Origin of the sequence: Litorimonas sp. WD9-15 (assembly GCF_050271975.1) — a bacterium.
In the GTDB taxonomy this organism is placed as follows: Bacteria; Pseudomonadota; Alphaproteobacteria; order Caulobacterales; family Maricaulaceae; genus Litorimonas.
In genome coordinates, this window is record NZ_CP189850.1 from 2,957,296 (window position 1) to 2,977,755 (window position 20,460).

The window sequence follows — 20,460 nt, forward strand, 5'->3', positions numbered from 1 at the left end:
CAGCATCTAAATAAAAGCCTCGATTTTCATCGGGGCTTTTTTTATTCGTCAAAGTCTACAGCGAGCCATTGATCAGTTTCATCACACCTGAGAAATCCAATCCGTCTTCGCCCGCGCTTTCCATCAGCGCATAGAGCGCCATGGCCTGTGCGCCGAGCGGTGTGGCGGCTTTCGCGGATTGTGCGGCTTCCTGTGCTAGTCGCAGATCTTTGAGCATCATCGCAGCAGCAAAACCGGGTTTGTAATCGCGGTTTGACGGTGCGCTCTCGACCGGACCGGGGGCGGGGCAGTAACTTGTCATGGACCAATTTTGACCCGAAGCGGTGGAGGAAATATCGTAGAAAGTCTGCGCATCCAGACCGAGTTTTTCCGCCAGGTTAAACGCTTCGCAGGTGCCGATCATATGGATGCCGAGCAGCATATTATTCGCGATCTTGGCGACCTGCCCATTCCCTGCATCACCGGCGTGAAATACGTTCTTACCCATGATATCGAGTAGGGGGCGCGCGCGTTCAAACGCCTCCGTCGTTCCGCCACACATAAAGGTCAGCGTGCCCGCTGCCGCACCGCCCACTCCGCCGGAAACGGGCGCGTCGATCATATCAATTAATTGAGCTTTCGCCTTTGAAATCATATCTCTAGCGGTTTCCACATCAATCGTAGAACAATCAATCACTAACGCTCCTGGTACAGATGAGAAAAAGACGTCTTCACAAACCTTCCTAACAATATCGCCAGATGGCAGCATCATCACAACTGCACTAGCATCTTTGACAGCTTCATTAATGGATACTGCGATCACGCAACCTGATTTTTTAGCCGCTTTTTGAGCTGATGGTGAAAGATCAAAAGCCAGAACATTGTGCCCCGCCTTTACGAGGTTTGCCGCCATGCCGAGGCCCATATTGCCGAGCCCGATAAAAGCGATGGTTGTCATGACAGGAACTCCAATTCGTTCATCGCATACCGCCCCAACACACGACCAACCTGCGCGTCTGTGACCTCACCTTCCGTGTGGGACCATTTCGGATTGCGGTCCTTATCAATGAGTTGCGCCCGGATACCTTCATAGAAATCCTGCGTTTTTAGAAATCCGAGGGAATAGTCCAGCTCACGCGCCATTGCCGTTCGGAAATCGAGCTTCGCGCCACGCCGCATCGCTTCCAATGTAACGGCCAAAGCCAGAGGTGACTTCTTCCGCAAATTTGCGGCCTGTTTGGACGCCCAGTCTGACCCGTCCGCATCCAGCGCTTTCAAGATCGCCGGAACGGTCTCTTTTTCAAAACAGGACAGCGCGTTAGGTAACGGCTCCGCAACAGGGGGGCGACGGACAAAATCTTTCATCACCGTTGCCACGGCCAGATCAGACCCATCGAGTTTAGCCTTTGCCAAAGCCTCAATTAAATCATTATGTTTATCCGTCGGAATGTAGGCATTCGCCACACCCACGGCGCAGGTATCGGCAGTTTTCAACCGCGCTCCTGTCAGACCCAGCCAGTTCCCTATGGCTGTCCCCAGGCGCGGCAGGAAATAAGTGCCGCCCACATCCGGGAAATATCCGATCCCTGTTTCAGGCATAGCAAAGAGCGTATTATCGCCCGCCACGCGCAACCGTCCATGCACGGAGAGACCGACTCCGCCGCCCATGACGAACCCGTCAATCAGGGCGATATAGGGTTTAGAATAAGTCTTGATCAGCTCGTTCAGCGCATATTCCGTGCGCCAGAACTGCTCGGCACGGTCATCGCCCGCCTTGCCGCTATCATGCAGTAGGATGACATCCCCGCCGGCGCAAAAAGCGCGGTCCCCCGCCCCGTCCACAAGGACGGCGCCGATCTCGGCGTCTGTCGCCCAAGCCTGTAGGGCGTCCGTGATAGCCATGCACATCTCTTCCGTCAGCGCGTTTAACGCTTCAGGACGGTTCAGCGTGATATGGCCGAGATTGCCGCGTTTTCGCGTGATGATCTGATCTGTCATATTACTGCCTCACCATGGACCGGCCCACAATCATGCGCATGATTTCATTCGTTCCCTCGAGGATTTGATGGACGCGCAGGTCGCGCACAATCCGTTCGACCTGATAATCCGCGAGATAACCATAACCACCGTGAAGTTGCAGCGCGTCATTCGCGATTTTCGAGCAGGTATCTGTGGCGAACCGTTTGGCCTTGGCACAGGCAATTCCTGCATCGGGGACTTTTGCGTCTACCAGATTGGCCGCGCGGTAAATCATGAGGCGGGCGGCATCCAGTTCGGTGCTCATATCGGCGAGCTTGAATTGTGTGTTCTGAAAATCGGCGATGCGGGTTTTGAATTGCTTGCGCTCTTTCGTGTATTCCACCGCCATATCCAACGCAGCCTGCGCCCCGCCGAGGCTGCAGGCGCCGATATTGATGCGTCCGCCATCGAGACCGGACATGGCAAAGCGGAAGCCCTCACCTTCTGCGCCGACACGGTTGGACGCCGGGATGCGGCAATCCTCGAATATGACCTGTGCCGTCGGTTGCGCGTTCCAGCCCATTTTGCGTTCTTGCGCCCCGAAAGACAGACCCGCCATGCCTTTCTCGACCACGAAACAGGATACGCCCCGCGCGCCGTCATCCGACGTTCGCGCCATGACGATATAGACATCAGACCAGCCCGCGCCGGAGATAAAGGTCTTGGTGCCGTTGAGGACGTAGTCATCCCCATCCCGCACAGCTTTGGTTGAAAGTGACGCCGCATCCGACCCGCTGCCGGGTTCGGTCAGACAATAGGAGGCTACCAATTCACCCGCCGTCAGGCGAGGCACATATTTCGCACGGAGGTCCGCATCGCCGTAACGGTCAATCATCCACGTCGCCATATTATGGATCGTCATCATCGCGGTATGCGACACATCCCCCGCCGCGAGTTGTTCGAAAACCAGTGCGGAATCAAGGCGCGAGAGGTTAGACCCACCATGTTCTTCGGACGTGTAAATCCCAAGAAAACCGAGCGCGGCGGCCTTTTCAAAAACGGCGCGGTCCATAATCTTCTCGCGGTCCCACATTTCCGCATGCGGGGCGAGTTCCGAGGCCGCGAATTGCCGCGCCATATCGGTTATCATGATTTGGTCTTCGGTGTGTTGAAATTGCATATCCGAACTATAGGTGAAGGTTTGAAGGGGCGCAAAGTTATTGCTTTCAAACATTTGCCAGTTTCAATCCGCGATGTTCAGCCTTCTTTCAGGCCATTTATTGGACATCTTGAACAGATGCGCTAGTCCTGCGCAAAATATAACCTTTAAGCGTTGGGGACCCGACATGAAACAGATCTTATTCGCCACCGTCTGTACGCTTGCAGCAATGTCAGTCGGAATGGTTGCCACGGGAAAAAGCGACACGGTCCCTGCGGAGGTTTTTGATCTCAGCGAGTGGAATATAACAGTTCCCGTCGATACCAATAAGGACAAAAAGCCGGATACTGTCACCGTCAAGAAATTGAAAAAATACGCTCATCCAGATTTCTTCTACCTTGATGAAAATGGCGGCATGGTTTTCGCCGCGCCCAACAAAGCCGCTACCACTGCCAATTCCAGTAACACCCGTTCAGAGTTGCGCCATATGCTTCGCGGGACAAATACGAAATTTAAGACGAGCGGCCCGAAAAATAATTTCGCCGTCGAGGCCCGAAAAGGCTCTGATGAGTTTGCCCGTATCGGCGGCCGATTGGATGCCACATTAAAAGTCGACCACGTCGCGAAACGTGCCGGAGATGCCAGCACGAAAGCTGCCTATTCTGCCGTTGTCGGACAAATTCATGCCGTGAAATATGACAAGACTTCGTCAGGTTTTGGGTACGGCAATGAACCGATTAAAATCTATTATAAGAAGTTTCCGGGGCACGAAATGGGTTCCGTCTTCTGGAATTATGAGCGTAATCTGGCAAAGGACGATCCGAATCGAACGGATATTTCGTACGCCATTTTCGGCAACAACTGGTCTAACTCAGACGATCCGGGTGACCAAGGCATCGCCATCGGCGAAGAGTTTAGTTACACAATCAATGTTTACAAAAATATGATGTCTCTGACCTTCTCAAATGAGCGGCTCGGGACAAAGACCTTTACGAAAAGTCTCGTCAGCCAGCATGATGCCTATGGCGAAATCGACCCATTGGATAATAAATATAGCTATGGCGGTGACTCTCTCTATTTTAAAGCGGGCATCTATAATCAATGCAGCACGAAAAAAGGCGGCGGGAACTGGTATGCCGGTTGTCCCGGTACGGGCGATTGGGCCACAGACAAAGCCAATGGTGATTATGCGCAGGCGACATTCAGCAAGCTGACGGTTGGACCCGCGACACCTGTTGAGTAATTAAAAAGGCGGCGCAGAATGCACCCCCTTTTTTCTAACCAAAATGCGGAATGATAAAGGCTGAATCTTCTGTTTCGCCTTCGGGCCAACGTTGCGTGACGGTCTTTACCTTCGTGTAGAACCGCAAGCCTTCCATCCCGTATTGGTTTGCGTCACCGAAAGCTGAACGTTTCCAGCCGCCAAAACTATGATAGGCGACGGGGACGGGAATTGGCACGTTAATGCCGACCATGCCGACTTCGACGCGGTCTGCGAATTCTCTTGCAACACGGCCATTTTGCGTGAAAATCGCAACGCCATTGCCGTATTGATGCTCACTCGGCAGGGCGACGGCCTCTTCGAAATTCTTGGCACGCACAACTTGTAGAACGGGGCCGAAAATTTCTTCGTGATAGGTCTGCATATCCGGCGTCACATGATCGAGCAGTGTTGGCCCGACAAAGAACCCGCCTTCATGGCCCTGGAGTTTAAATTCGCGCCCGTCAACGAGCAGAGTCGCGCCCTCTTCCACCGCTTTATCAATATTGGCTTCGATACTTTCCTTATGGACCTGCGTCACAACGGGACCATAATCCGCATCCGGATCGGTGGAGGTGCCGACCGTCATCGCTTCCAGTTTCGGCATGAAGGCTTCTAGGAATTTCTCCGCCGTCCCCTCACCGACAGGCACGACAACGGGCAGCGCCATACAGCGTTCGCCCGCCGAGCCGTAAGCCGCGCCGAGAATATCTTTCGCGGCCTGTTCCATATTCGCGTCGGGCATAATGATGCCGTGATTTTTCGCGCCGCCCATACATTGCGCGCGTTTGCCGTTCGCCGTCGCGCGGGCATAGACATATTGCGCGATGTCGGAGGAGCCAACAAAGCTGACAGCTTTGATGGTCGGATGATCACAGATTGCATCGACGATTTCCTTATCACCATTCACGCATTGCAACAGTCCGGCAGGACCGCCTGCTTCAATAAATAACTCGCTGAGGCGCATCGGAACAGATGGGTCTTTTTCAGAGGGCTTCAGGATACAAGCATTGCCCGTCGAAATCGCCATGCCAAACATCCACATCGGGATCATGGCGGGGAAGTTGAACGGCGTGATACCCGCCACAACGCCGAGAGGTTTTCGCAGTGAATAGACGTCAATGCCCGGTCCCGCGCCGTAAGTGTGCTCCCCTTTTTGCCCATGCGGGACACCGCACGCAAATTCGATGACATCTATGCCGCGCATGACGTCACCACGCGAATCGGCGATGACTTTGCCGTGCTCGGAACTGAGCATATGAGCGAGCTCTTCCATATTCTCTTCGACGAGTTGCTTATATCGGAACAGAACCCGCGAACGGCGCTGCGGATTTTCCTGCGCCCATTTACGTTGTGCTTCAGCGGCAGAGGCAACGGCGGCGTCCAGTTCTGCGGGCGTGGCCATGCTGACCTTGGATTGAACCTCGCCCGTATTGGGATCGAAAATATCTTTCGTGCGTCCGCCCTCCGAAACTGAAAGGCCCGCAACGCGTTTGCCGTCGATGAAATGTCCGATAGTTTCCATGGTCTTCCCCAATGCCGTTTTTCGTCTTTATAGGGATTGGAACCGGAGTTGCCAGTCAGGAACCCGTGACAGTGAGGCACAGTCTTGCGGGAAGGGCTTTTATTGAGAGGCCTTTTGAAAAGGGATTCTATGGGGTGATGTGAGGTGAAGAACGAAGCGCACATCTTTACAGACCGTCACACCGACGCGAGCTTTAGTTCGCTCGGTGCCCATGCCGTGATCTTGGCGTAAAAAATCTGAACTACGTGATCGCCGCTATCTTCACGGCAGGGGTACCGGGCGGCTTTGCGGCGACGGTATGACGTAAATTATAAATCAGTCCTTTAGCGCAAACTCACGCTCTTTTGCCCATTTTCGCTCCAACTGCTCTCGTGCAATCCTCACATTTCGAATATTCCCGCGCCAACCAATATCGAACAAATCCCCAACCAGCGGGATTAATCCAATCAACCAGTCAATAAACATATTTCCAGCCATCTGTAACAGATAACGCTTTGGCAAATTCAAGCGCTGCGCCCCGACAACGATCACACCGGATGCACCAATACTGATCGTGTCGCCAATCACAGGGATTAATCCTATAATCGCGTCTAATCCTATCGGAATGGGCAGTAAGGGAATTTTGAACTGTGCATCCATGAGATTTGCGAGCGACTCTAACCGCAGAAGCTGCGCTGCCTCTTTTTCATGCCGCGCCTCCAAAACGGATAAGCGCGCATGCACGGCGGGTGTAATAATCTGGGTCTCTATGTTCATATCAGCCATAAAAAAAACCTGAGCCGATTTGACTCAGGTTTTCAACGCCCCACATCATATTTGGTTCAAACGCTATCCAGCGGCCCTAAACATATCGAAATTCTCATTCATCGCCACAGAGGCGGCGGAAGCAGAGGCAACTTCAGCATTCACAGTATTCGCCGCTTTCCGCCACGTAAAAATTTTGGCCAACGGAGACCCCGCCGGACAATACCAGCGCCGGACGGATGGATCCCATTTTGCGCCGAGACGTTTGGCCATATCGCGGTCTTTATAGGCCACATTCAGATAATGTTTGGTTGCCATAACATTGTTCCACTTTCTTTCGATAATGAGAACATAGTAAGAACAAAAAGAACAATCAAGGGATATATTCCTAATTTTGTGTCATTTAAAAAAAGCCCTCCGGGGAGGGCTTTTGCTCATTCTATAAGTCTACATTTTTTACCGAGAAATTATCCCATGGATTTTCCGGCTTAACGGGTGGTGAGGGCGGCACTTCCACGGCTTTTTGGGGTGACTGTGGGGTAACAATTGCTGTTTCCGGCTCAGTCTTTTCAGGCTCTAGCAACGGTTCATCACGCAGCCATTTCCCGGCACTATCGGCCTCATCTGGTGAAAACGCCATGATGTTCATACCTGGAATGACCGCACCTTCAACCTTTGCGGAATTACGGAGCCAAGAACTATCGGTAACGACAGCACAGCGTTCAATATCATGGGCGCGGCGCAGCACATCGCCAACACGGCGAAATTGCTGGCTCGCCTCGGCGAGATCAGAAAAATCATCAGACTGCATTTCGACGCAGAGTTGAATATTGTCATTTGCGGATTGGACGGTCTCAATCCAGTCAAAAGATGACTGAAGAGACTCGGGCGCGATGGCACCGGTCACGGACATTTGGACGACATTGTCGTCGAGTGTTAATTCAAGATTCTCTGTCTTGAGGGCTTTCATGGATTCTCCTGTTAAGTTGCTTGTATACGTAATCAACAGGCTCACTCGGGAAAGGTTCCAATTAAATTGGAAATGAACGGGATTATCCACCCGACCAGAATATGATCGGGTGGAAAGGCGTTGAACAGGGGCGCTAGTTCAACTCCGGTTCGGCATAGTCGTCATCCATATCGTCCGCTTCGATATTGGTCGACATGTCATCCTCATCCTCGCCGCCAAGCTCGGCAGCGGTCAGGCCACCCGATGCATCGGCATCATGCATCGTGAATTTGTCAGAATACTCACCGCCCAGCACGAGGTCGCGGTAGTCGGCCTCTCCGGCTTCGGCACGCATGACGGCGAATGTTACGAACTCATCCGAATTCAAGGCACCGTCCTGATCCAGATCAGCGGCGGCAAAATCGCTGGCCATCGTATCAGGTGATGTATCCAGAATGGACTCTGTGTCGTCTTGGGCGATAGCGGAACCCGCAAAGCAGGTGGCCGCAGCAATCGCAATAATGGTCTTTAAGTTGGACATATTTCTCTCCGTCTCAACAACGCTCCCCAGCGGTGAGGATGGAATGGGCCGCTTCGGGCAGAGGCTCAAGTGAACGGAAATTAAGGTTAAGGTCAGGAAAAACCTGCCTTACTTGCGCCATTAACCCTTCATTATCTTTGTTTTACATGGAGAAATCTTCACCACATTTCGGCCACAGCGCCGTAATTATATGGTAAGGCAACATTAAATCGACAGCGTGCCAGCGTTCCAAATCGGAACATGTCGGTCAAAAGGAGAAGAGAATGAAGACCTCAAACCGAGTCTTTGCGTCCATGATTGCGACGCTACTTATCACGACACCCATTTATAGTTTTGCCAATATGGATGAGGTGGAAGCGGTTGCGGCTGAGTCCAGCGCACCCCTTTCGCAATTCACGCCACGCCCCACAAAAGCGACAAGAATAGATTATGAACCCTGGGATTTCATTTTATCCGAGACCGTTTTATTTATGGGGCCCAGCACACGCACGAGAGCGTCGAAACAAGGGAGCCAGACAGGGACCCGTCTCCAAAGAATAGAGGACTCACCTTACCGCATGGAAGGCAATAAAGTCCTCTACCCCATGATGAATGATCTCGTTCAAGAAGATATGGCGGCTTATGCAGAGGAACTGGTCGCACTGGGGAATAAGTTGGATATCCCCGCCTTACCGCGCAATGAACAGTTGGCGTATTGGCTCAACCTCCATAACGCGCTGATTATTACGACGATCCAATCAAATTACCCGGGTCCAAGTCGACGGCCTCACCTTATCAAACCCATCAAAGGCTCAGACGCAAAACTGCATGACGCAAAATTAATCAAAATCGATGGCCTTGATTTGTCATTGCGAGACATACGTGAGCGCATTGTATATCCAAACTGGGACAATCCCGATATTGCCTTTGGATTTCATCACGGTCATCTGGGCGGTCCTTCGATCATGAACATTGCTTATACCGGAGAAAATCTCAGATCCCTTTTGCGGGATAATGCGACGGAATATGCCAATTCTCTGCGAGGCTATCATAGTGGAAGACTTGCGCCGTTCTTTTATGAAATTGCGCCTTGGTATTTCCCCGATTTCAAGAAAGACCTCACGACATATTTGAAACGTCGAATGAGGTCTGAAGTTTTCTCCGAGTTTGAGCAAACAGGGATTAGAAGCAAAAATAGCCCCGAATATGTTGTCGCCGACATCAGCTCCGGTTATGGTTTAGATCAAGGTATTGGGAAGTTTTACGGCAATCCAATCTCATTGGGCAGTTCTGCCAATCTTGGGCCCGCCATAGAAGCTTTCTTGGTAGAACGAGAGCTGAAGGCACAGAAATTGCTGAAGACAGATTGGTTCAAACGCGGGACCGTAACTATTGAGGACATTGAAACAGATGACGGCATTCCTGACGAAATCGAGTAAGCTAACAGCGCTCACACTGACGGCTTTGGCCTGCGCGACCTCTGCACAGGCGCAATTGCGTCCGATGATCTATGCAGAAGAGACGATTGATCTCCCCAGATCAGAGGTGTGGCAAGATTGGACAACATCTGAGGGCATAGAGAGCTTCTTCGGGGAAGAAGCAATCATTGAGATGCAGCCCGGCGGAAAATATTTCATCTCATTCGACCCATCTGCCGAGGAAGGTTCCAAGGGCAATGATTACGGGCAGGTCTTGGGCTATCACTATGAACAGATGTTACATGTCACATGGTCCATGCCGCCTTACATGCCAAAAATCCGCCCACATCTGACATCCCTGCAGATTGAATTTCAACGCGTCGATGATGATACGACAAAGCTCCGCCTCTTCCATACGGGCTTTGGTGACACGGATGCCTGGGATGAAGGTATCGAATATTTCGACAGAATCTGGCCAGCTGTCCTGAACCTCTATAAGGAAACAGCGGAAGCCGAGGCAGAAGACGCAGAATGAGAGTTGGGTTTGCGGCGGCGCTGACGGTCCTTTTTGCAGGGCAAGCCCTCTCACAAGAGAACACCCCGAGCCGTCAGGATATCGCACTGGCTGCGGGCTATAAAGCCATGTTCACTTGCTCCGCCATTTTCAATGCGGGCAAATCACTCGACCAAATTTCTGACGACGAATTGGCGAATATCTATCCTGACTTCGCGGACGGCATGGCGGCGACGGGCAAGACCGTGATTGACGTCAATACGCAGACTGTCAGTGTCAGTTTTGCAGAGGATATGCCGCCGCGCATTTCCGCTTGGCGCCAACATCTGGGATGCACCGCCCTACCCCAAGGTGCAGATGCGGCGTTCATACAGAACCTGCCACGCGTGAAATTGAAATCTCCTAAAGTTGATATGGCAGATGTCGATTGGCCAATGGGGGACCGTCTGCCGAATTCGCCTTTGCCCGAGACGATTGACCAAGCCGCATTTGAGGTGGTTCTGGACGGCGCATTTGGAGACAGGTTCAAGGGCAATACGACCGCGACCCTCATCCTCCAAAATGGCCGCATTATCGGCGAGCGATATCGTGACGGTTGGGATATGCACACGTCACAACGCACATGGTCAGTCGCGAAATCCGTTGGGGCCTCCATCATCGGCGCCGCGGTTGAAGACGGTATCATTGATGTCGAGGACAAGGCCGATTTGGACGCTTGGTCCCGCCCCGGTGATCCACGTGCGGAGATTACACTGGAAAATCTCCTCCATATGGCGAGCGGGCTGCACAGTGATCCCGCGCCCGGTAAGGGCGGCAACCGCACGGATCAAGTCTATTTCGGCGGCGGATTAATGGCGCAACAGGCAACACGTAATCCGTTAGAAGCGCCGCCCGGAGCACGTTGGAAATATGCCAATAATGATACGATGCTGGCCATGCGGGTTCTCCGTGAGAGGATGGACAATGACCACAAATATCACGCCTATCCGTTCAAAGCGCTGCTGCATGAAATCGGTATGTATAACACCGTTCCCGAAATGGATTGGGGCGGGGACTTCATCCTCTCCAGTCAAGTCTGGACGACCTCCCGTGATTTGGCGCGATTGGGTCAGCTCTATCTGAATGACGGCATCTGGACGCATGACGGTAAATCGAAACGCATCCTGCCAGAAGGCTGGGCAAATTACGTCGCGGCCCCTGCCCCCGCACAGCCCGCCAATCGACAGGGCGAGCGCGCGTCAGAACCCGGTCGCGGTTACGGCGCGCAGTTTTGGCGCTATGAGAATTATCCCGGCGTGCCAAATGACACTTATGCGGCGCTCGGTAATCGCGGACAGTTCCTGATTATTGTGCCCTCCCGTAATGTGGTGATCGTCCGACGTGGCTATGACTGGCGTGCGAATTATTTCGACGGTCCCGCTTTCACGGCCGCCGTTTTGGAAACCCTCGCGCCCTAATTTTCCAAGTCCGGATCAACGATTATTTTCCCGTCCAGCGGTGTAGAATAACTGTACCCAAGCCGCGCAGCGACGGAGATCGTTTGCGGGCCTGAGAGCAAGCTGATGGACAGCGCGTTGGTATTGTTACCAGACTGGCGAACCTCCTGCCCAGTGGATGTCACATAGGTGGCGGCCTCCTGAGTCACGGTTTGCGTTTCTTCAAAATCAGCAACGCTGATGGGTTCAGGCGTGGCCATAGGACTTTGAATTCTGGAGGCTGTGACGACAATGACATCTTCCTCACCGCTCATTCCACCGCCAATGAACGGAGCGGGAGCCGGGCGTCGTTTTCGTGGCGTTTGCCACCCTGAGCCATCCACTTCTAAGTGCCGATCAATCACAGAGCCGTCCTGCCCCTGATAGCGATTGGCGGGACGGATGACATTCGGTTGCGGGCCAAACCGCCCCGTGCGCTCAGGCTTGCTGACCGAGAAGCTCTCAATCTCGCCAAGCTCTCCGCCCGCAATTCGCGCGACCGTTTCCGCTTTTTCCCGTGCGAGGGTCACGGCTTTCGCCGCCGCGTCCTGATAAAGCGCGTCATAATCCGTGAAATCATAGCCATAGAGCCGCGCATTTTCAGCACCCGCATCTGACAGCGCTCGCAAGACATCACCCGCCGCTTCAGGGGGTTGAACACGGATCACCATATTTGTGGCAACCTCAATTTCCTGCGCCATACAAACTTGTTGCGGGACCCGTTCTTTCGCTGGACGGCGTTTCGTTTTCGTGTCGCCGCGCTGATCCAGATTGCGATTAAAATAATAATCCTGCGTGATTTGAGTGTGACGCTGCCACGCGAAATTATTTTCATTCAGGCAAGCCTGATCGAATTCACGGTTGGAGACAATCGCGGTAAAGCCCGTCTCGATCTCCAGACCTGAAAGCGAGGCCTGAACCGCGTTGATGATGCCGCCCATTTCCTCCGTCGCCTTGGATTCGTTTTTATCCGTGGCTGAAATTCTCGCCGTGATGACGGCGATATCCGGTTGAGCCTGTACCTTACCGATGGCGCTAACAAAGAGTGGCTCTGCCTTGAAGGGCACTGGTTCACGTATCTCCTCATCCCGGTCCTCCATAAAATACATGTAGTCTTCGAGATCGCCCATATCGAGGACGACCTGTTCCGTCGGTGTCTGCGCCGTGCATCCTGTGAGGAGGATAGCCGCGCCGAGGAGGAGCTTATTCATAGATGAACTCCAACTGCACGGCGGCCGAGACAACCTGCATCCCGGCTTCCAGATTGATGCTGGTCACATCGACGGGTGCGCCGCCATCGACGAGTTGCGAACTTTCACCCGCCCCGCTCGTATTAATCACGGGCGGTCGCGCCGTGCGCTGATTATAGGTCGATTGATAGGAATTGAGATCAACAACGCCCGTAATCGTCGCGCCACCTGCGGCCGCCAAACGATCCGCTTTTTCGCGGGCATTGGCGACGGCGCGTTCGCCCGCCTGCAACTCAATTTCCTCAATATTATTGATCTTATAGCCGTCCAGCGTCAGGCGAATGGCGCCCGCTTCTGAAAAATCAGCCAGCATATCGCCGGCCTCATTCGGGGGACCTGCAGTAAAGGTGAAGCTGATGCTCGCCTGTTGCGAGATGTCCTGACAGACCCGTTTTATGATCCGTTTTTCGCCTTCGCGCAGGGTCGAATTTGTGCGGTCCGCTTCTTGGTTAAACAGAAGACATTCCGGGTCTTTGACACCTGTTGTATTCACACTGGCAAAGCTGAATTCCTGCGAGGTAAGGGCTTCCGTCTCACCTGCCCGCGCCTGAATGTCATTGACGATATCGGCCAAGGCGTTCATCGCCTCACGCGAGTTCTCGCTCTGCTGAATAATCGCGCCTGATAATACGAAGAGGTCGGGCATGACCTCTACCTCACCCACCCCTGTCACAGAGAGCGTTTTGATATCCGCGCGTTCGATTTCAGTGGGCGTAGTGACGGGCTGACAGGCGGTCAGTAAAGTTAAACACCCCAGTGTCGTGCTCAGTAAAATAATTTTCATAATATCCCCTCCCCAATTCTTATGACGTTTCATAAGTATAATAGGTGTCAGATATTTAGCTGTTTGGCAAATACCCCCGCCTCTAAAGGGTTGAGAGGGTAGATAAGATTTCATTCAGAATGCGTTCAGACCCGAAACGTCATATGGTTACTCATCCGTTAATGCGGATATATTCGGACCGTTATTTTCAGGTCTGATCACAAATTTCTTTGGGGGAAGTACAATGAATAAATTAGCTTTATGCTCAGCCGCTTCGGCACTCAGTCTCTTAATGTCAGGTGCTGCTTTCGCAGATGACAATGACGGTTGGTACCTGCGTGGTAACGCTGGTTATGGCGTCCATACGGACGCAGACATAACGGGTGGTATCACGAGTCAAGTGCATGATGACGGCATTCAAAGCGAAGGGAATGGAGCGGCCTCTCTCGGTATTGGCTATGATTTTGGTGACAATTGGCGCCTTGAACTCGATGGAGACACGCTCTGGACGGATTTCGGCTCCATAAGTCAGGTACCATCGAGCTTTGCAAAGCTTCGCACAGACACTGTGATGCTCAATGCCTATTATGATTTCGACAATCTTGGAAAACTTGAGCCTTATGTCGGCGCAGGTTTAGGACTGGTCCGCGGCGATGCGAGCCTTGTCGCGCATGACTTTATCAATAACGGATTATTAAACCGCACACCCGTCTGTCCCGGTGACCGCGTCGCGCAACAGGGCGTGAGCTGTGACGTCTCAGACACCGACTCCGGATTTGGATGGCAATTAATTGCCGGACTTGGCTATGCGTTGTCTGACAAGCTGACATGGGACACGCATTACACCTATATGAACGCACCTGATTTCGATTTTGAAGGTGCGCGCACGAATAGCGTCACACAGGCTTCGACACCGATTGAAGCGACACTGAGCGATCTTGCGGCACATACTGTGATGACGGGTCTTCGCTACAGATTTGGAAACTCTTACGAAGCACCAAAAGCGATTGCGCCTGTAGCACCACCGCCAAAGCCCACATATGCCTGCTGGGATGGATCAATGGTGTTTAACTCCGGTCAGTGTCCTGCCGAACCCGCACCAGTCGTTCAAACTCAAACCTGCTGGGACGGCTCTAACATTCCCGTTGCCAGTACATGTCCGGCACGTCCTGCTCCTCAGCCATCACCGCAAGTCGCTTGTTGGGATGGCTCTCTTGTCAGTGATTCCGCCTTCTGCCCGGCAATCCCTGAACCTGTTGCCGTTGTTCAGCAAACAAATCTGAATGTCTGTGGCTCCTCTCCTGTTGCGATTTTTGATGTGCCGCTCAATACGACACCAAAACAAATGTCTCGCCTTGGCACTATGCCGGAATTCGGAGACTCTCACGGTCTGACACCAACAGAATTCTACGAGAAGCTAGATGGGCGTTTCCGCACCAGCGCCGTTGACAAGGCCTATTTGAACTATCTGTTCAAATCCATGGGATACGCAAATGGATGGGCTGACGCACAACCTTACATGTTCTCCGAAGAGGTTCTACCTGTTGGAACATCCGGTCTGTTGGGTCTGGGTAAACAACATCACTATAAATATTCCATCCTGCCAGCGAATGATCGGGACCGTCAGGCCTTCCGTATTCAGAGCGCAAATGGGTCTGTGGTTCACTTCATGAAGACCTGCGGCAACTATATGTATGCCTGCGAATAGAGCGCGAGTTGCATGAATAAGACCGTCAAGCCTCCACTCCGGTGGAGGCTTTTTCTTTGGCTACTAATGGAGGCGAGCCATCTCCTCCGACGCCACATAAGTTTCAAAACTCACCGTCCGCCCGACACGTTCCATCCCGTCTTTGATCGTCACGACATCTGCCAAACGCGCCGTCTCGTCCGCGCGAAGGTCGATAGGCGCCCCCGGTTTATTAACGAGATGGCGCTGCACTTCCGCCTCCACGACGGAGATCGGGACAATTCGCCCTTCGACGGAGACTTCGTTTTTGGCGTTGATGACGATTGAGACTGTGGCGGTTGGTGCGCCGTCACCGCCCTGCGCTTTCGTGAAATCTATGCCTTGCTCATTAAGGAACACAGCCGTCACGATGAAGAAGATCAGCATGATAAAGACGATGTCCAACATGGGGGTCATGTCGACCTCCGTGCTATCATCTGTGAGCGTTCGGGTACGACGACGGGACATGGGCTTCCTCCTTGATTATAAATGTAACGTAATACTGTTACACCTCTATTAGCAAGGGTTTATTTTCCCGTGAGATAATCCACGAGGGCCAAGGCCTCGGCGCTGTCCCATTCCGCCTCGCCCTCCAGATAGGCGATTTCGTTTCCGGCGGGGCCGTAGATCAACGTCGTTGGATACCCCTGCAATCGCAGGTTACCCGGTATGCCGTAGGAGCCGTCATGATAGGGGGCGAAGTTATTGATTTCATTATCGGTGAAGAATTTGGCGGGTTCATATTTCGTGCGGTCAATACTAATCGTGATGACTTCGAAATCGTCACCGCCGCGTTGGGCTTGTAAATTATCCAGCGAGGGCATTTCCTTAATACAGGGCGGGCACCACGTCGCCCAGACATTCAGGACAACCGTTTTCCCGCGCAAGCTTTCCAGCGTCAGTTCCCGGCCATCCGCAGCCGTAAAAACCGTCTTGGGCGGAAGGGGCGGGCTTTCCCGCACCGTCAATTTCTTGAGTGACCCAACAGCAAATCGATCCAATCCCGTTTTTGGGGCCTGACAGGACTGGACAAGCACGAACAAGATGATGAAAAGCCCGAACAGAATGGTCGCGCGAATAGCATTGCCGAGAGAAAAGAATGAGGACGTCATGACCGACGAGATAAAGCCGAAATCATCGAAAGGCCAGACCATGTGGGGGGGCCGCTTTGCCGCAGGTCCGGGTGCATTGATGCAGGCCATCAACGTGTCCATCGACTTTGACCGCAAACTCGCGACGCAGGACATTGCGGGCTCAAAGGCGCATTCCGATATGCTCGCCGCCCAAGGCATTATTACGGCGGAAGACCGCGACGCCATCCACACGGGGCTGGATGAAATTGGCGCGGAAATCGCGAATGGTTCGTTCCCGTGGTCGGAAGAACTGGAAGATATTCACCTCAATATTGAGGCGCGCTTGAAAGATAAAATCGGGGATGCGGGCGGACGTCTTCATACAGGACGGTCGCGTAATGATCAGGTCGCGACGGATTTCCGCCTCTGGGTACGGGATCATCTGGACCTGTTCGGGCAGCAACTCACGACCTTGATTGAAGCTTTGGTCGATCAAGCGGCGGAGAATGCGGACACAATCATGCCCGGTTTCACGCATTTGCAGAGCGCGCAACCTGTGACTTTTGGCCATCACATGCTGGCTTATGCCGAGATGTTTGCGCGGGACCGCGCGCGGTTCGCAGATTGTCGGACGCGGATGAATGAGAGCCCGCTGGGCGCGGCGGCCCTCGCCGGGACGCCGTATAATATTGACCGCGACATGACGGCGGCAGCGCTCGGCTTTGATCGCCCGATGGCCAATTCTCTCGACGCCGTCTCCGCGCGGGACTTTGCCTTGGAAGCCCTGTCAGCGGCCACGATCTGCGCGACGCATCTCTCGCGCCTGTCGGAAGAAATCGTCATCTGGACGAGCGCGCAATTCCAGTTCATCAAACTCTCGGACGCCTTCACGACGGGCAGTTCGATCATGCCGCAAAAGCGAAATCCCGACGCGGCAGAACTCGTCCGTGCAAAAGTCGGCCGTATCATGGGCGCGCTCACGGCGCTAACCATCGTGATGAAGGGCCTGCCTCTCGCCTATTCCAAGGACATGCAGGAAGATAAAGAACCCGTCTTTGACGCCTTTGACGCGCTGGAACTCGGCCTTGCGGCGATGGCGGGCATGGTTGCGGACATGGTACCGAATAAGGACAAGTTAGCGGGCGCCGCGGGCGCAGCCTTCTCCACCGCAACAGACCTCGCCGATTGGCTCGTCATGACCCTCAACATGCCCTTCCGCGACGCCCATCACGTGACGGGCGCGATCGTCGCCATGGCGGAGAAACAAGGAAAGACGCTCGACGCGCTGGACCTCGCAGATATGCAGACCGTTGAGCCGCGCATCACGGAAGACATCTATACCGTCCTCACCCCTCTTGCCTCGGCCAGCAGCCGGACGAGCTATGGCGGCACAGCGCCGAGTGAAGTGCGTAAACAGGTGAAGACGTGGCGAGGAAAGCTGGCGAAATAATCTAGCCGCAGATTTTCGGGACATCGCGCAGGACTGACATCACGGGGCCTTGTGTCCAGCTATCATCATAAGGCTTATTAATTGAACTGGGGCGCCAAGAGAGGTTCCAAACCTCTGCTTCAGCATCATATTCACTATTAAGACCCAATGTTTCCTCACTCGTGACAATGACGATGCGAATACGACGGTCAGTTTTTTGCCCAACGGCTTTGGCGGCTTCATGTTCTTTATTATCGGCGGCAACATAGACGGGCACGTCGCCCTGACCGAAATCATAGCTGATCTCACAGACCTTATTATCGGCACCGTTCAGATTGGCGATACGGAAGGCCCGGTCTTTCATCCCGTCAGGGTCAGACGTTTCCATCTCATTCAAAACTTTAAAGGCGTTTTCGGATACCGTGTTGAAACGGCGCGCATTGGGAATTTCCACGTCCAACCGATTGACGACATTGCTAACGCCCGTTTTGACCGAGCCCGCCGCATCGCCCACAACCCGGGCCGGGGCCGTCGCAATGGACCAGGCTTTCCAAATACCGAATGTGATAAGACAGGCAATGAAGGCGATGACTATCCATTTTACCGCCTTCCACATGTCCGAACGGTCCACTTTGTCTTCAGCCATTTGCCAACCCCTTTAACCGCTTCTTTGCCTCAATATTGGCAAAGGCTCTCTGTGCCTTGGAATAGCGTGTCCACATTCCGATGTCTTGACGTGTACGCCCACATCCTGTGCAAACACCTGATTGGATATCCAATGTGCAGATGAGTTTACAGGGACTCTCTATGTCAGGATTGGCAGCCATGGGGTGAGATTACCCCGCTTTCGTTAACATTCAACCTATTCAGCAGGCTGTTCCACGAGAGCGGCGAGGCGCTTGGTTTCCGCTTCCGCCATATCCTCGGGATCAAATTTGAACATGGCTGACAAATCATAATCGCCTTGAATCGTCAACATGTCGGCTTTTGCAGATTTAATATCTTTCAAACGCATGAACTGATCTGAATTAAAAGTGGATATCGGCACGTCGACCGGCTCCCCTTTCCGCGTGAATGTTGCGACAGGTATCGGGGCGTCTTCGCTGACACGCTTTAAGGCAATCGCTTTCAATCCAGGTACCGCAAACCCCAATCCACCGGGGGCAACGCCGTCCATGATTTTTGAACCGTCCTTTGCGCCCTCACGTAACTCCTCGACCGTGAACTCGCCATCCGTTCGACGATAAGGAAAAAGGAAAGAGATATTCGCGGATGTTGTGTCGCCCTCCACAGGCTCGGGAATCTCTCCATTTATCACACGACACATCTCGGCATCTTTTGAGAGGCCTGCCACTTTTTCTATATTCTGCAACTGACCCGCTTCATCAATCTCAAGATAGTGTTCTGCACCGCCATCCCGGAATAGCATCTGGCTCGGAGTGGGATGCCCGTTTATCCCCGTCATTTTCAGGGAGACGGAAGGCTCAATAATATCAACACGGTCCGCGTCCGCGCCGTAAAATGCATCGACCATTCGGATCATATCCTTGGCCGACCGACAGGCCTCTCCGGCTTGCGCAGCTGAACTTGACGCAAAGAATAAGAGCCCGGCAAATGTGAAACTATTTTTCATCGGTGGCATCTCCCCAGCCAAATTGACGCAATGTTTTCGGGCTGGGCACGGGTTGCAATTCATAGGCCCCGCCTGTGATCGTCATGCCTGTCGCGTCCAGATCTTTGATATCGTCCAGACTGACAATCCACATATCTTTGACGGGTTCCAATGTCAGCGGTGTCTGCCCCCGCTCCGTAAGAGCCGCAACCGTCGGCACGGCGTCACGTACCACCATTTTAACAGCAAAATAATCCGTATCCGGCATTAACATTGCGACGACGCCGGGCAGCATTTTCTTGTAGAATTTTTTCCCATCCTTTGCGCCCTCTTTCAATTCATCCAAAGAGTAGGTCCCGCTCTCATTATGGAAAAGCGGCGACAGGCCCATTTCAAAATATAAGCCCTCATCATCGGCGGGGCGGTCAGCGCGCGTGGGATCATCGACGCAGATATCCGTATCGGGCCGCGCTTTAGCACTCTCCAGGAAGGTCGGCGTTGCACCCGTTTCACGCGAAAACGGAATATCCGTCACCAGTTCCCCGTCTTTGGCGAGATAAAACCGCTCCGGCCAGATACCGTCATCCTTGATGATAAACCGGGGTTGCAGCCGGACATCCACAATATCACGACGGTCTTCATCCACTTCCGCTAATTCGCTGACAAGCTTGGGCACATCTTTGGCCGGAAAGCAGAATGTCTCGCCGCGCAGGTCTTCACTCGCGAAAGCTGAACTTGCCGAGACTGTGACCAAAAGCACAGGAATCCAATGTTTCATCTTTGACCTTTTACGGATATGCAGACCACACCCAAATGAGGATGCCCAAATTTATGCCTAGTCGTATCAAGCTGAACCCGATGTTAAAACTTACAGTGACGACAGGTCTGCTGGCTGCGCTGCTGTCCGGTTGCGGGATTCGCGGCGACCTCAAGGTACCGCCGCCCGTCTTTGGCTCCGGTCAAGTCGACCCCGACCGCGTACCGGCGAAAGATTTGGACCGCGAAGACAGGCCCGATCCAGATGATTTGCTGGACCAGGATTTCAGCGACCCGGACGAAGATGATTTCGACACCGATCCCTTCGGACAAGATCAGGGCTAAGCC

Annotated in this window: 23 protein-coding genes; 7 read left to right on the top strand and 16 right to left on the bottom strand. The window is 53.2% G+C overall.

Going from position 1 to position 20,460, the window contains the following annotated elements; translation table 11 throughout:
* Positions 1 to 55 precede the first annotated feature (55 nt).
* Genes mmsB through ACP9M6_RS13820 form a run of 3 tightly spaced genes read right to left on the bottom strand, consistent with a single transcriptional unit; the run spans position 56 to position 3,118 of the window.
* The gene (gene mmsB / locus ACP9M6_RS13810) at positions 56 to 937 is read right to left on the bottom strand and encodes a 3-hydroxyisobutyrate dehydrogenase (RefSeq protein WP_427452037.1); all 882 of its coding nucleotides are present in this window, start codon (positions 935 to 937) and stop codon (positions 56 to 58) included.
* Positions 934 to 1,977: an enoyl-CoA hydratase/isomerase family protein gene (locus ACP9M6_RS13815; RefSeq protein WP_427452038.1), complete on the bottom strand. Its 1,044-nt coding sequence runs from the start codon at positions 1,975 to 1,977 to the stop codon at positions 934 to 936. The genes mmsB and ACP9M6_RS13815 overlap by 4 nt, the downstream gene beginning before the upstream one ends.
* Position 1,978: 1 nt before the next feature.
* Positions 1,979 to 3,118 (bottom strand): acyl-CoA dehydrogenase family protein, encoded by a 1,140-nt coding sequence (locus ACP9M6_RS13820; protein ID WP_427452040.1) that lies wholly within the window; start codon positions 3,116 to 3,118, stop codon positions 1,979 to 1,981.
* A gap of 166 nt (positions 3,119 to 3,284) precedes the next feature.
* Here ACP9M6_RS13820 and ACP9M6_RS13825 point away from each other — a divergent pair, with 166 nt between their 5' ends.
* Entirely contained in the window at positions 3,285 to 4,340 is a 1,056-nt protein-coding gene (locus ACP9M6_RS13825; protein ID WP_427452042.1) for a polysaccharide lyase family 7 protein, read from the top strand.
* A 34-nt stretch (positions 4,341 to 4,374) separates the two neighbouring features.
* Here ACP9M6_RS13825 and ACP9M6_RS13830 read toward each other — a convergent pair whose 3' ends face one another.
* The 5 genes from ACP9M6_RS13830 to ACP9M6_RS13850 all read right to left on the bottom strand — a co-directional run bounded on the left by ACP9M6_RS13830 (position 4,375) and on the right by ACP9M6_RS13850 (position 8,117).
* Positions 4,375 to 5,883, bottom strand: a complete 1,509-nt coding sequence (locus ACP9M6_RS13830; protein ID WP_427452044.1) for a CoA-acylating methylmalonate-semialdehyde dehydrogenase — start codon at positions 5,881 to 5,883, stop codon at positions 4,375 to 4,377.
* A 315-nt stretch (positions 5,884 to 6,198) separates the two neighbouring features.
* Complete coding sequence (locus ACP9M6_RS13835) at positions 6,199 to 6,648, bottom strand: DUF4112 domain-containing protein (RefSeq protein ID WP_427452046.1); 450 nt, start codon at positions 6,646 to 6,648, stop codon at positions 6,199 to 6,201.
* 63 nt (positions 6,649 to 6,711) lie between these two features.
* A complete protein-coding gene (locus tag ACP9M6_RS13840; RefSeq protein ID WP_427452048.1) occupies positions 6,712 to 6,945 on the bottom strand; it encodes a DUF5710 domain-containing protein in 234 nt (77 codons plus the stop codon).
* Positions 6,946 to 7,066: 121 nt separating this feature from the next.
* The gene (locus ACP9M6_RS13845) at positions 7,067 to 7,597 is read right to left on the bottom strand and encodes an STAS/SEC14 domain-containing protein (protein WP_427452050.1); all 531 of its coding nucleotides are present in this window, start codon (positions 7,595 to 7,597) and stop codon (positions 7,067 to 7,069) included.
* 133 nt (positions 7,598 to 7,730) lie between these two features.
* Positions 7,731 to 8,117 (bottom strand): hypothetical protein, encoded by a 387-nt coding sequence (locus ACP9M6_RS13850; protein WP_427452052.1) that lies wholly within the window; start codon positions 8,115 to 8,117, stop codon positions 7,731 to 7,733.
* A 263-nt stretch (positions 8,118 to 8,380) separates the two neighbouring features.
* On the opposite strand from ACP9M6_RS13850, the gene ACP9M6_RS13855 reads away from it, so the two are divergent.
* Genes ACP9M6_RS13855 through ACP9M6_RS13865 form a run of 3 tightly spaced genes read left to right on the top strand, consistent with a single transcriptional unit; the run spans position 8,381 to position 11,485 of the window.
* Positions 8,381 to 9,535, top strand: coding sequence for a DUF547 domain-containing protein (locus tag ACP9M6_RS13855; RefSeq protein ID WP_427452054.1), 1,155 nt, complete (start codon positions 8,381 to 8,383; stop codon positions 9,533 to 9,535).
* Positions 9,507 to 10,049: an SRPBCC family protein gene (locus ACP9M6_RS13860; RefSeq protein ID WP_427452057.1), complete on the top strand. Its 543-nt coding sequence runs from the start codon at positions 9,507 to 9,509 to the stop codon at positions 10,047 to 10,049. The genes ACP9M6_RS13855 and ACP9M6_RS13860 overlap by 29 nt, the downstream gene beginning before the upstream one ends.
* The gene (locus ACP9M6_RS13865; RefSeq protein WP_427452059.1) at positions 10,046 to 11,485 is read left to right on the top strand and encodes a serine hydrolase domain-containing protein; all 1,440 of its coding nucleotides are present in this window, start codon (positions 10,046 to 10,048) and stop codon (positions 11,483 to 11,485) included. The genes ACP9M6_RS13860 and ACP9M6_RS13865 overlap by 4 nt, the downstream gene beginning before the upstream one ends.
* Here ACP9M6_RS13865 and ACP9M6_RS13870 read toward each other — a convergent pair.
* A complete protein-coding gene (locus ACP9M6_RS13870; RefSeq protein ID WP_427452061.1) occupies positions 11,482 to 12,714 on the bottom strand; it encodes an SIMPL domain-containing protein in 1,233 nt (410 codons plus the stop codon). The genes ACP9M6_RS13865 and ACP9M6_RS13870 overlap by 4 nt on opposite strands.
* Entirely contained in the window at positions 12,707 to 13,537 is an 831-nt protein-coding gene (locus ACP9M6_RS13875) for an SIMPL domain-containing protein (RefSeq protein WP_427452062.1), read from the bottom strand. The genes ACP9M6_RS13870 and ACP9M6_RS13875 overlap by 8 nt, the downstream gene beginning before the upstream one ends.
* Positions 13,538 to 13,760: 223 nt before the next feature.
* On the opposite strand from ACP9M6_RS13875, the gene ACP9M6_RS13880 reads away from it, so the two are divergent.
* Positions 13,761 to 15,224, top strand: coding sequence for an outer membrane protein (locus tag ACP9M6_RS13880; protein ID WP_427452064.1), 1,464 nt, complete (start codon positions 13,761 to 13,763; stop codon positions 15,222 to 15,224).
* Between the two features lie 63 nt (positions 15,225 to 15,287).
* Here ACP9M6_RS13880 and ACP9M6_RS13885 read toward each other — a convergent pair whose 3' ends face one another.
* Both ACP9M6_RS13885 and ACP9M6_RS13890 read right to left on the bottom strand, forming a co-directional pair.
* Entirely contained in the window at positions 15,288 to 15,710 is a 423-nt protein-coding gene (locus ACP9M6_RS13885) for an ExbD/TolR family protein (protein ID WP_427452065.1), read from the bottom strand.
* A 59-nt stretch (positions 15,711 to 15,769) separates the two neighbouring features.
* Complete coding sequence (locus ACP9M6_RS13890) at positions 15,770 to 16,354, bottom strand: TlpA family protein disulfide reductase (protein ID WP_427452066.1); 585 nt, start codon at positions 16,352 to 16,354, stop codon at positions 15,770 to 15,772.
* Between ACP9M6_RS13890 and argH the strand changes: the two genes are divergently transcribed.
* The gene (gene argH, locus ACP9M6_RS13895; protein ID WP_427452068.1) at positions 16,353 to 17,765 is read left to right on the top strand and encodes an argininosuccinate lyase; all 1,413 of its coding nucleotides are present in this window, start codon (positions 16,353 to 16,355) and stop codon (positions 17,763 to 17,765) included. The genes ACP9M6_RS13890 and argH overlap by 2 nt on opposite strands.
* A 1-nt stretch (position 17,766) precedes the next feature.
* Here the strand turns inward: argH and ACP9M6_RS13900 are convergent, their stop codons facing one another.
* Genes ACP9M6_RS13900 through ACP9M6_RS13915 form a run of 4 tightly spaced genes read right to left on the bottom strand, consistent with a single transcriptional unit; the run spans position 17,767 to position 20,134 of the window.
* On the bottom strand, positions 17,767 to 18,390 hold the full coding sequence (locus ACP9M6_RS13900; protein ID WP_427452070.1) for a hypothetical protein: 624 nt from the start codon (positions 18,388 to 18,390) through the stop codon (positions 17,767 to 17,769).
* A complete protein-coding gene (locus tag ACP9M6_RS13905) occupies positions 18,383 to 18,571 on the bottom strand; it encodes a DUF1289 domain-containing protein (protein ID WP_427452071.1) in 189 nt (62 codons plus the stop codon). The genes ACP9M6_RS13900 and ACP9M6_RS13905 overlap by 8 nt, the downstream gene beginning before the upstream one ends.
* 35 nt (positions 18,572 to 18,606) lie before the next feature.
* On the bottom strand, positions 18,607 to 19,377 hold the full coding sequence (locus ACP9M6_RS13910) for a hypothetical protein (RefSeq protein ID WP_427452073.1): 771 nt from the start codon (positions 19,375 to 19,377) through the stop codon (positions 18,607 to 18,609).
* Positions 19,367 to 20,134 (bottom strand): hypothetical protein, encoded by a 768-nt coding sequence (locus tag ACP9M6_RS13915; protein WP_427452075.1) that lies wholly within the window; start codon positions 20,132 to 20,134, stop codon positions 19,367 to 19,369. Before ACP9M6_RS13915 ends, ACP9M6_RS13910 begins: the two co-directional genes overlap by 11 nt.
* A 53-nt stretch (positions 20,135 to 20,187) precedes the next feature.
* Here ACP9M6_RS13915 and ACP9M6_RS13920 point away from each other — a divergent pair, with 53 nt between their 5' ends.
* Positions 20,188 to 20,457, top strand: coding sequence for a hypothetical protein (locus ACP9M6_RS13920; protein ID WP_427452076.1), 270 nt, complete (start codon positions 20,188 to 20,190; stop codon positions 20,455 to 20,457).
* Positions 20,458 to 20,460: the final 3 nt, after the last annotated feature.

What these genes read in the sequence shown, in the direction of transcription:
- ACP9M6_RS13815 (WP_427452038.1), bottom strand. Translation starts at nt 1,977, where the DNA reads ATGACAGATCAGATCATCACGCGAAAACGCGGCAATCTCGGCCATATC.
- mmsB (WP_427452037.1), bottom strand. Translation starts at nt 937, where the DNA reads ATGACAACCATCGCTTTTATCGGGCTCGGCAATATGGGCCTCGGCATG.
- ACP9M6_RS13850 (WP_427452052.1), bottom strand. Translation starts at nt 8,117, where the DNA reads ATGTCCAACTTAAAGACCATTATTGCGATTGCTGCGGCCACCTGCTTT.
- ACP9M6_RS13845 (WP_427452050.1), bottom strand. Translation starts at nt 7,597, where the DNA reads ATGAAAGCCCTCAAGACAGAGAATCTTGAATTAACACTCGACGACAAT.
- ACP9M6_RS13865 (WP_427452059.1), top strand. Translation starts at nt 10,046, where the DNA reads ATGAGAGTTGGGTTTGCGGCGGCGCTGACGGTCCTTTTTGCAGGGCAA.
- ACP9M6_RS13920 (WP_427452076.1), top strand. Translation starts at nt 20,188, where the DNA reads ATGCCTAGTCGTATCAAGCTGAACCCGATGTTAAAACTTACAGTGACG.
- ACP9M6_RS13905 (WP_427452071.1), bottom strand. Translation starts at nt 18,571, where the DNA reads ATGGCTGCCAATCCTGACATAGAGAGTCCCTGTAAACTCATCTGCACA.
- ACP9M6_RS13830 (WP_427452044.1), bottom strand. Translation starts at nt 5,883, where the DNA reads ATGGAAACTATCGGACATTTCATCGACGGCAAACGCGTTGCGGGCCTT.
- argH (WP_427452068.1), top strand. Translation starts at nt 16,353, where the DNA reads ATGACCGACGAGATAAAGCCGAAATCATCGAAAGGCCAGACCATGTGG.
- ACP9M6_RS13880 (WP_427452064.1), top strand. Translation starts at nt 13,761, where the DNA reads ATGAATAAATTAGCTTTATGCTCAGCCGCTTCGGCACTCAGTCTCTTA.
- ACP9M6_RS13915 (WP_427452075.1), bottom strand. Translation starts at nt 20,134, where the DNA reads ATGAAACATTGGATTCCTGTGCTTTTGGTCACAGTCTCGGCAAGTTCA.
- ACP9M6_RS13835 (WP_427452046.1), bottom strand. Translation starts at nt 6,648, where the DNA reads ATGGCTGATATGAACATAGAGACCCAGATTATTACACCCGCCGTGCAT.
- ACP9M6_RS13870 (WP_427452061.1), bottom strand. Translation starts at nt 12,714, where the DNA reads ATGAATAAGCTCCTCCTCGGCGCGGCTATCCTCCTCACAGGATGCACG.
- ACP9M6_RS13900 (WP_427452070.1), bottom strand. Translation starts at nt 18,390, where the DNA reads ATGGCTGAAGACAAAGTGGACCGTTCGGACATGTGGAAGGCGGTAAAA.
- ACP9M6_RS13855 (WP_427452054.1), top strand. Translation starts at nt 8,381, where the DNA reads ATGAAGACCTCAAACCGAGTCTTTGCGTCCATGATTGCGACGCTACTT.
- ACP9M6_RS13875 (WP_427452062.1), bottom strand. Translation starts at nt 13,537, where the DNA reads ATGAAAATTATTTTACTGAGCACGACACTGGGGTGTTTAACTTTACTG.
- ACP9M6_RS13910 (WP_427452073.1), bottom strand. Translation starts at nt 19,377, where the DNA reads ATGAAAAATAGTTTCACATTTGCCGGGCTCTTATTCTTTGCGTCAAGT.
- ACP9M6_RS13885 (WP_427452065.1), bottom strand. Translation starts at nt 15,710, where the DNA reads ATGTCCCGTCGTCGTACCCGAACGCTCACAGATGATAGCACGGAGGTC.
- ACP9M6_RS13890 (WP_427452066.1), bottom strand. Translation starts at nt 16,354, where the DNA reads ATGACGTCCTCATTCTTTTCTCTCGGCAATGCTATTCGCGCGACCATT.
- ACP9M6_RS13860 (WP_427452057.1), top strand. Translation starts at nt 9,507, where the DNA reads ATGACGGCATTCCTGACGAAATCGAGTAAGCTAACAGCGCTCACACTG.
- ACP9M6_RS13820 (WP_427452040.1), bottom strand. Translation starts at nt 3,118, where the DNA reads ATGCAATTTCAACACACCGAAGACCAAATCATGATAACCGATATGGCG.
- ACP9M6_RS13840 (WP_427452048.1), bottom strand. Translation starts at nt 6,945, where the DNA reads ATGGCAACCAAACATTATCTGAATGTGGCCTATAAAGACCGCGATATG.
- ACP9M6_RS13825 (WP_427452042.1), top strand. Translation starts at nt 3,285, where the DNA reads ATGAAACAGATCTTATTCGCCACCGTCTGTACGCTTGCAGCAATGTCA.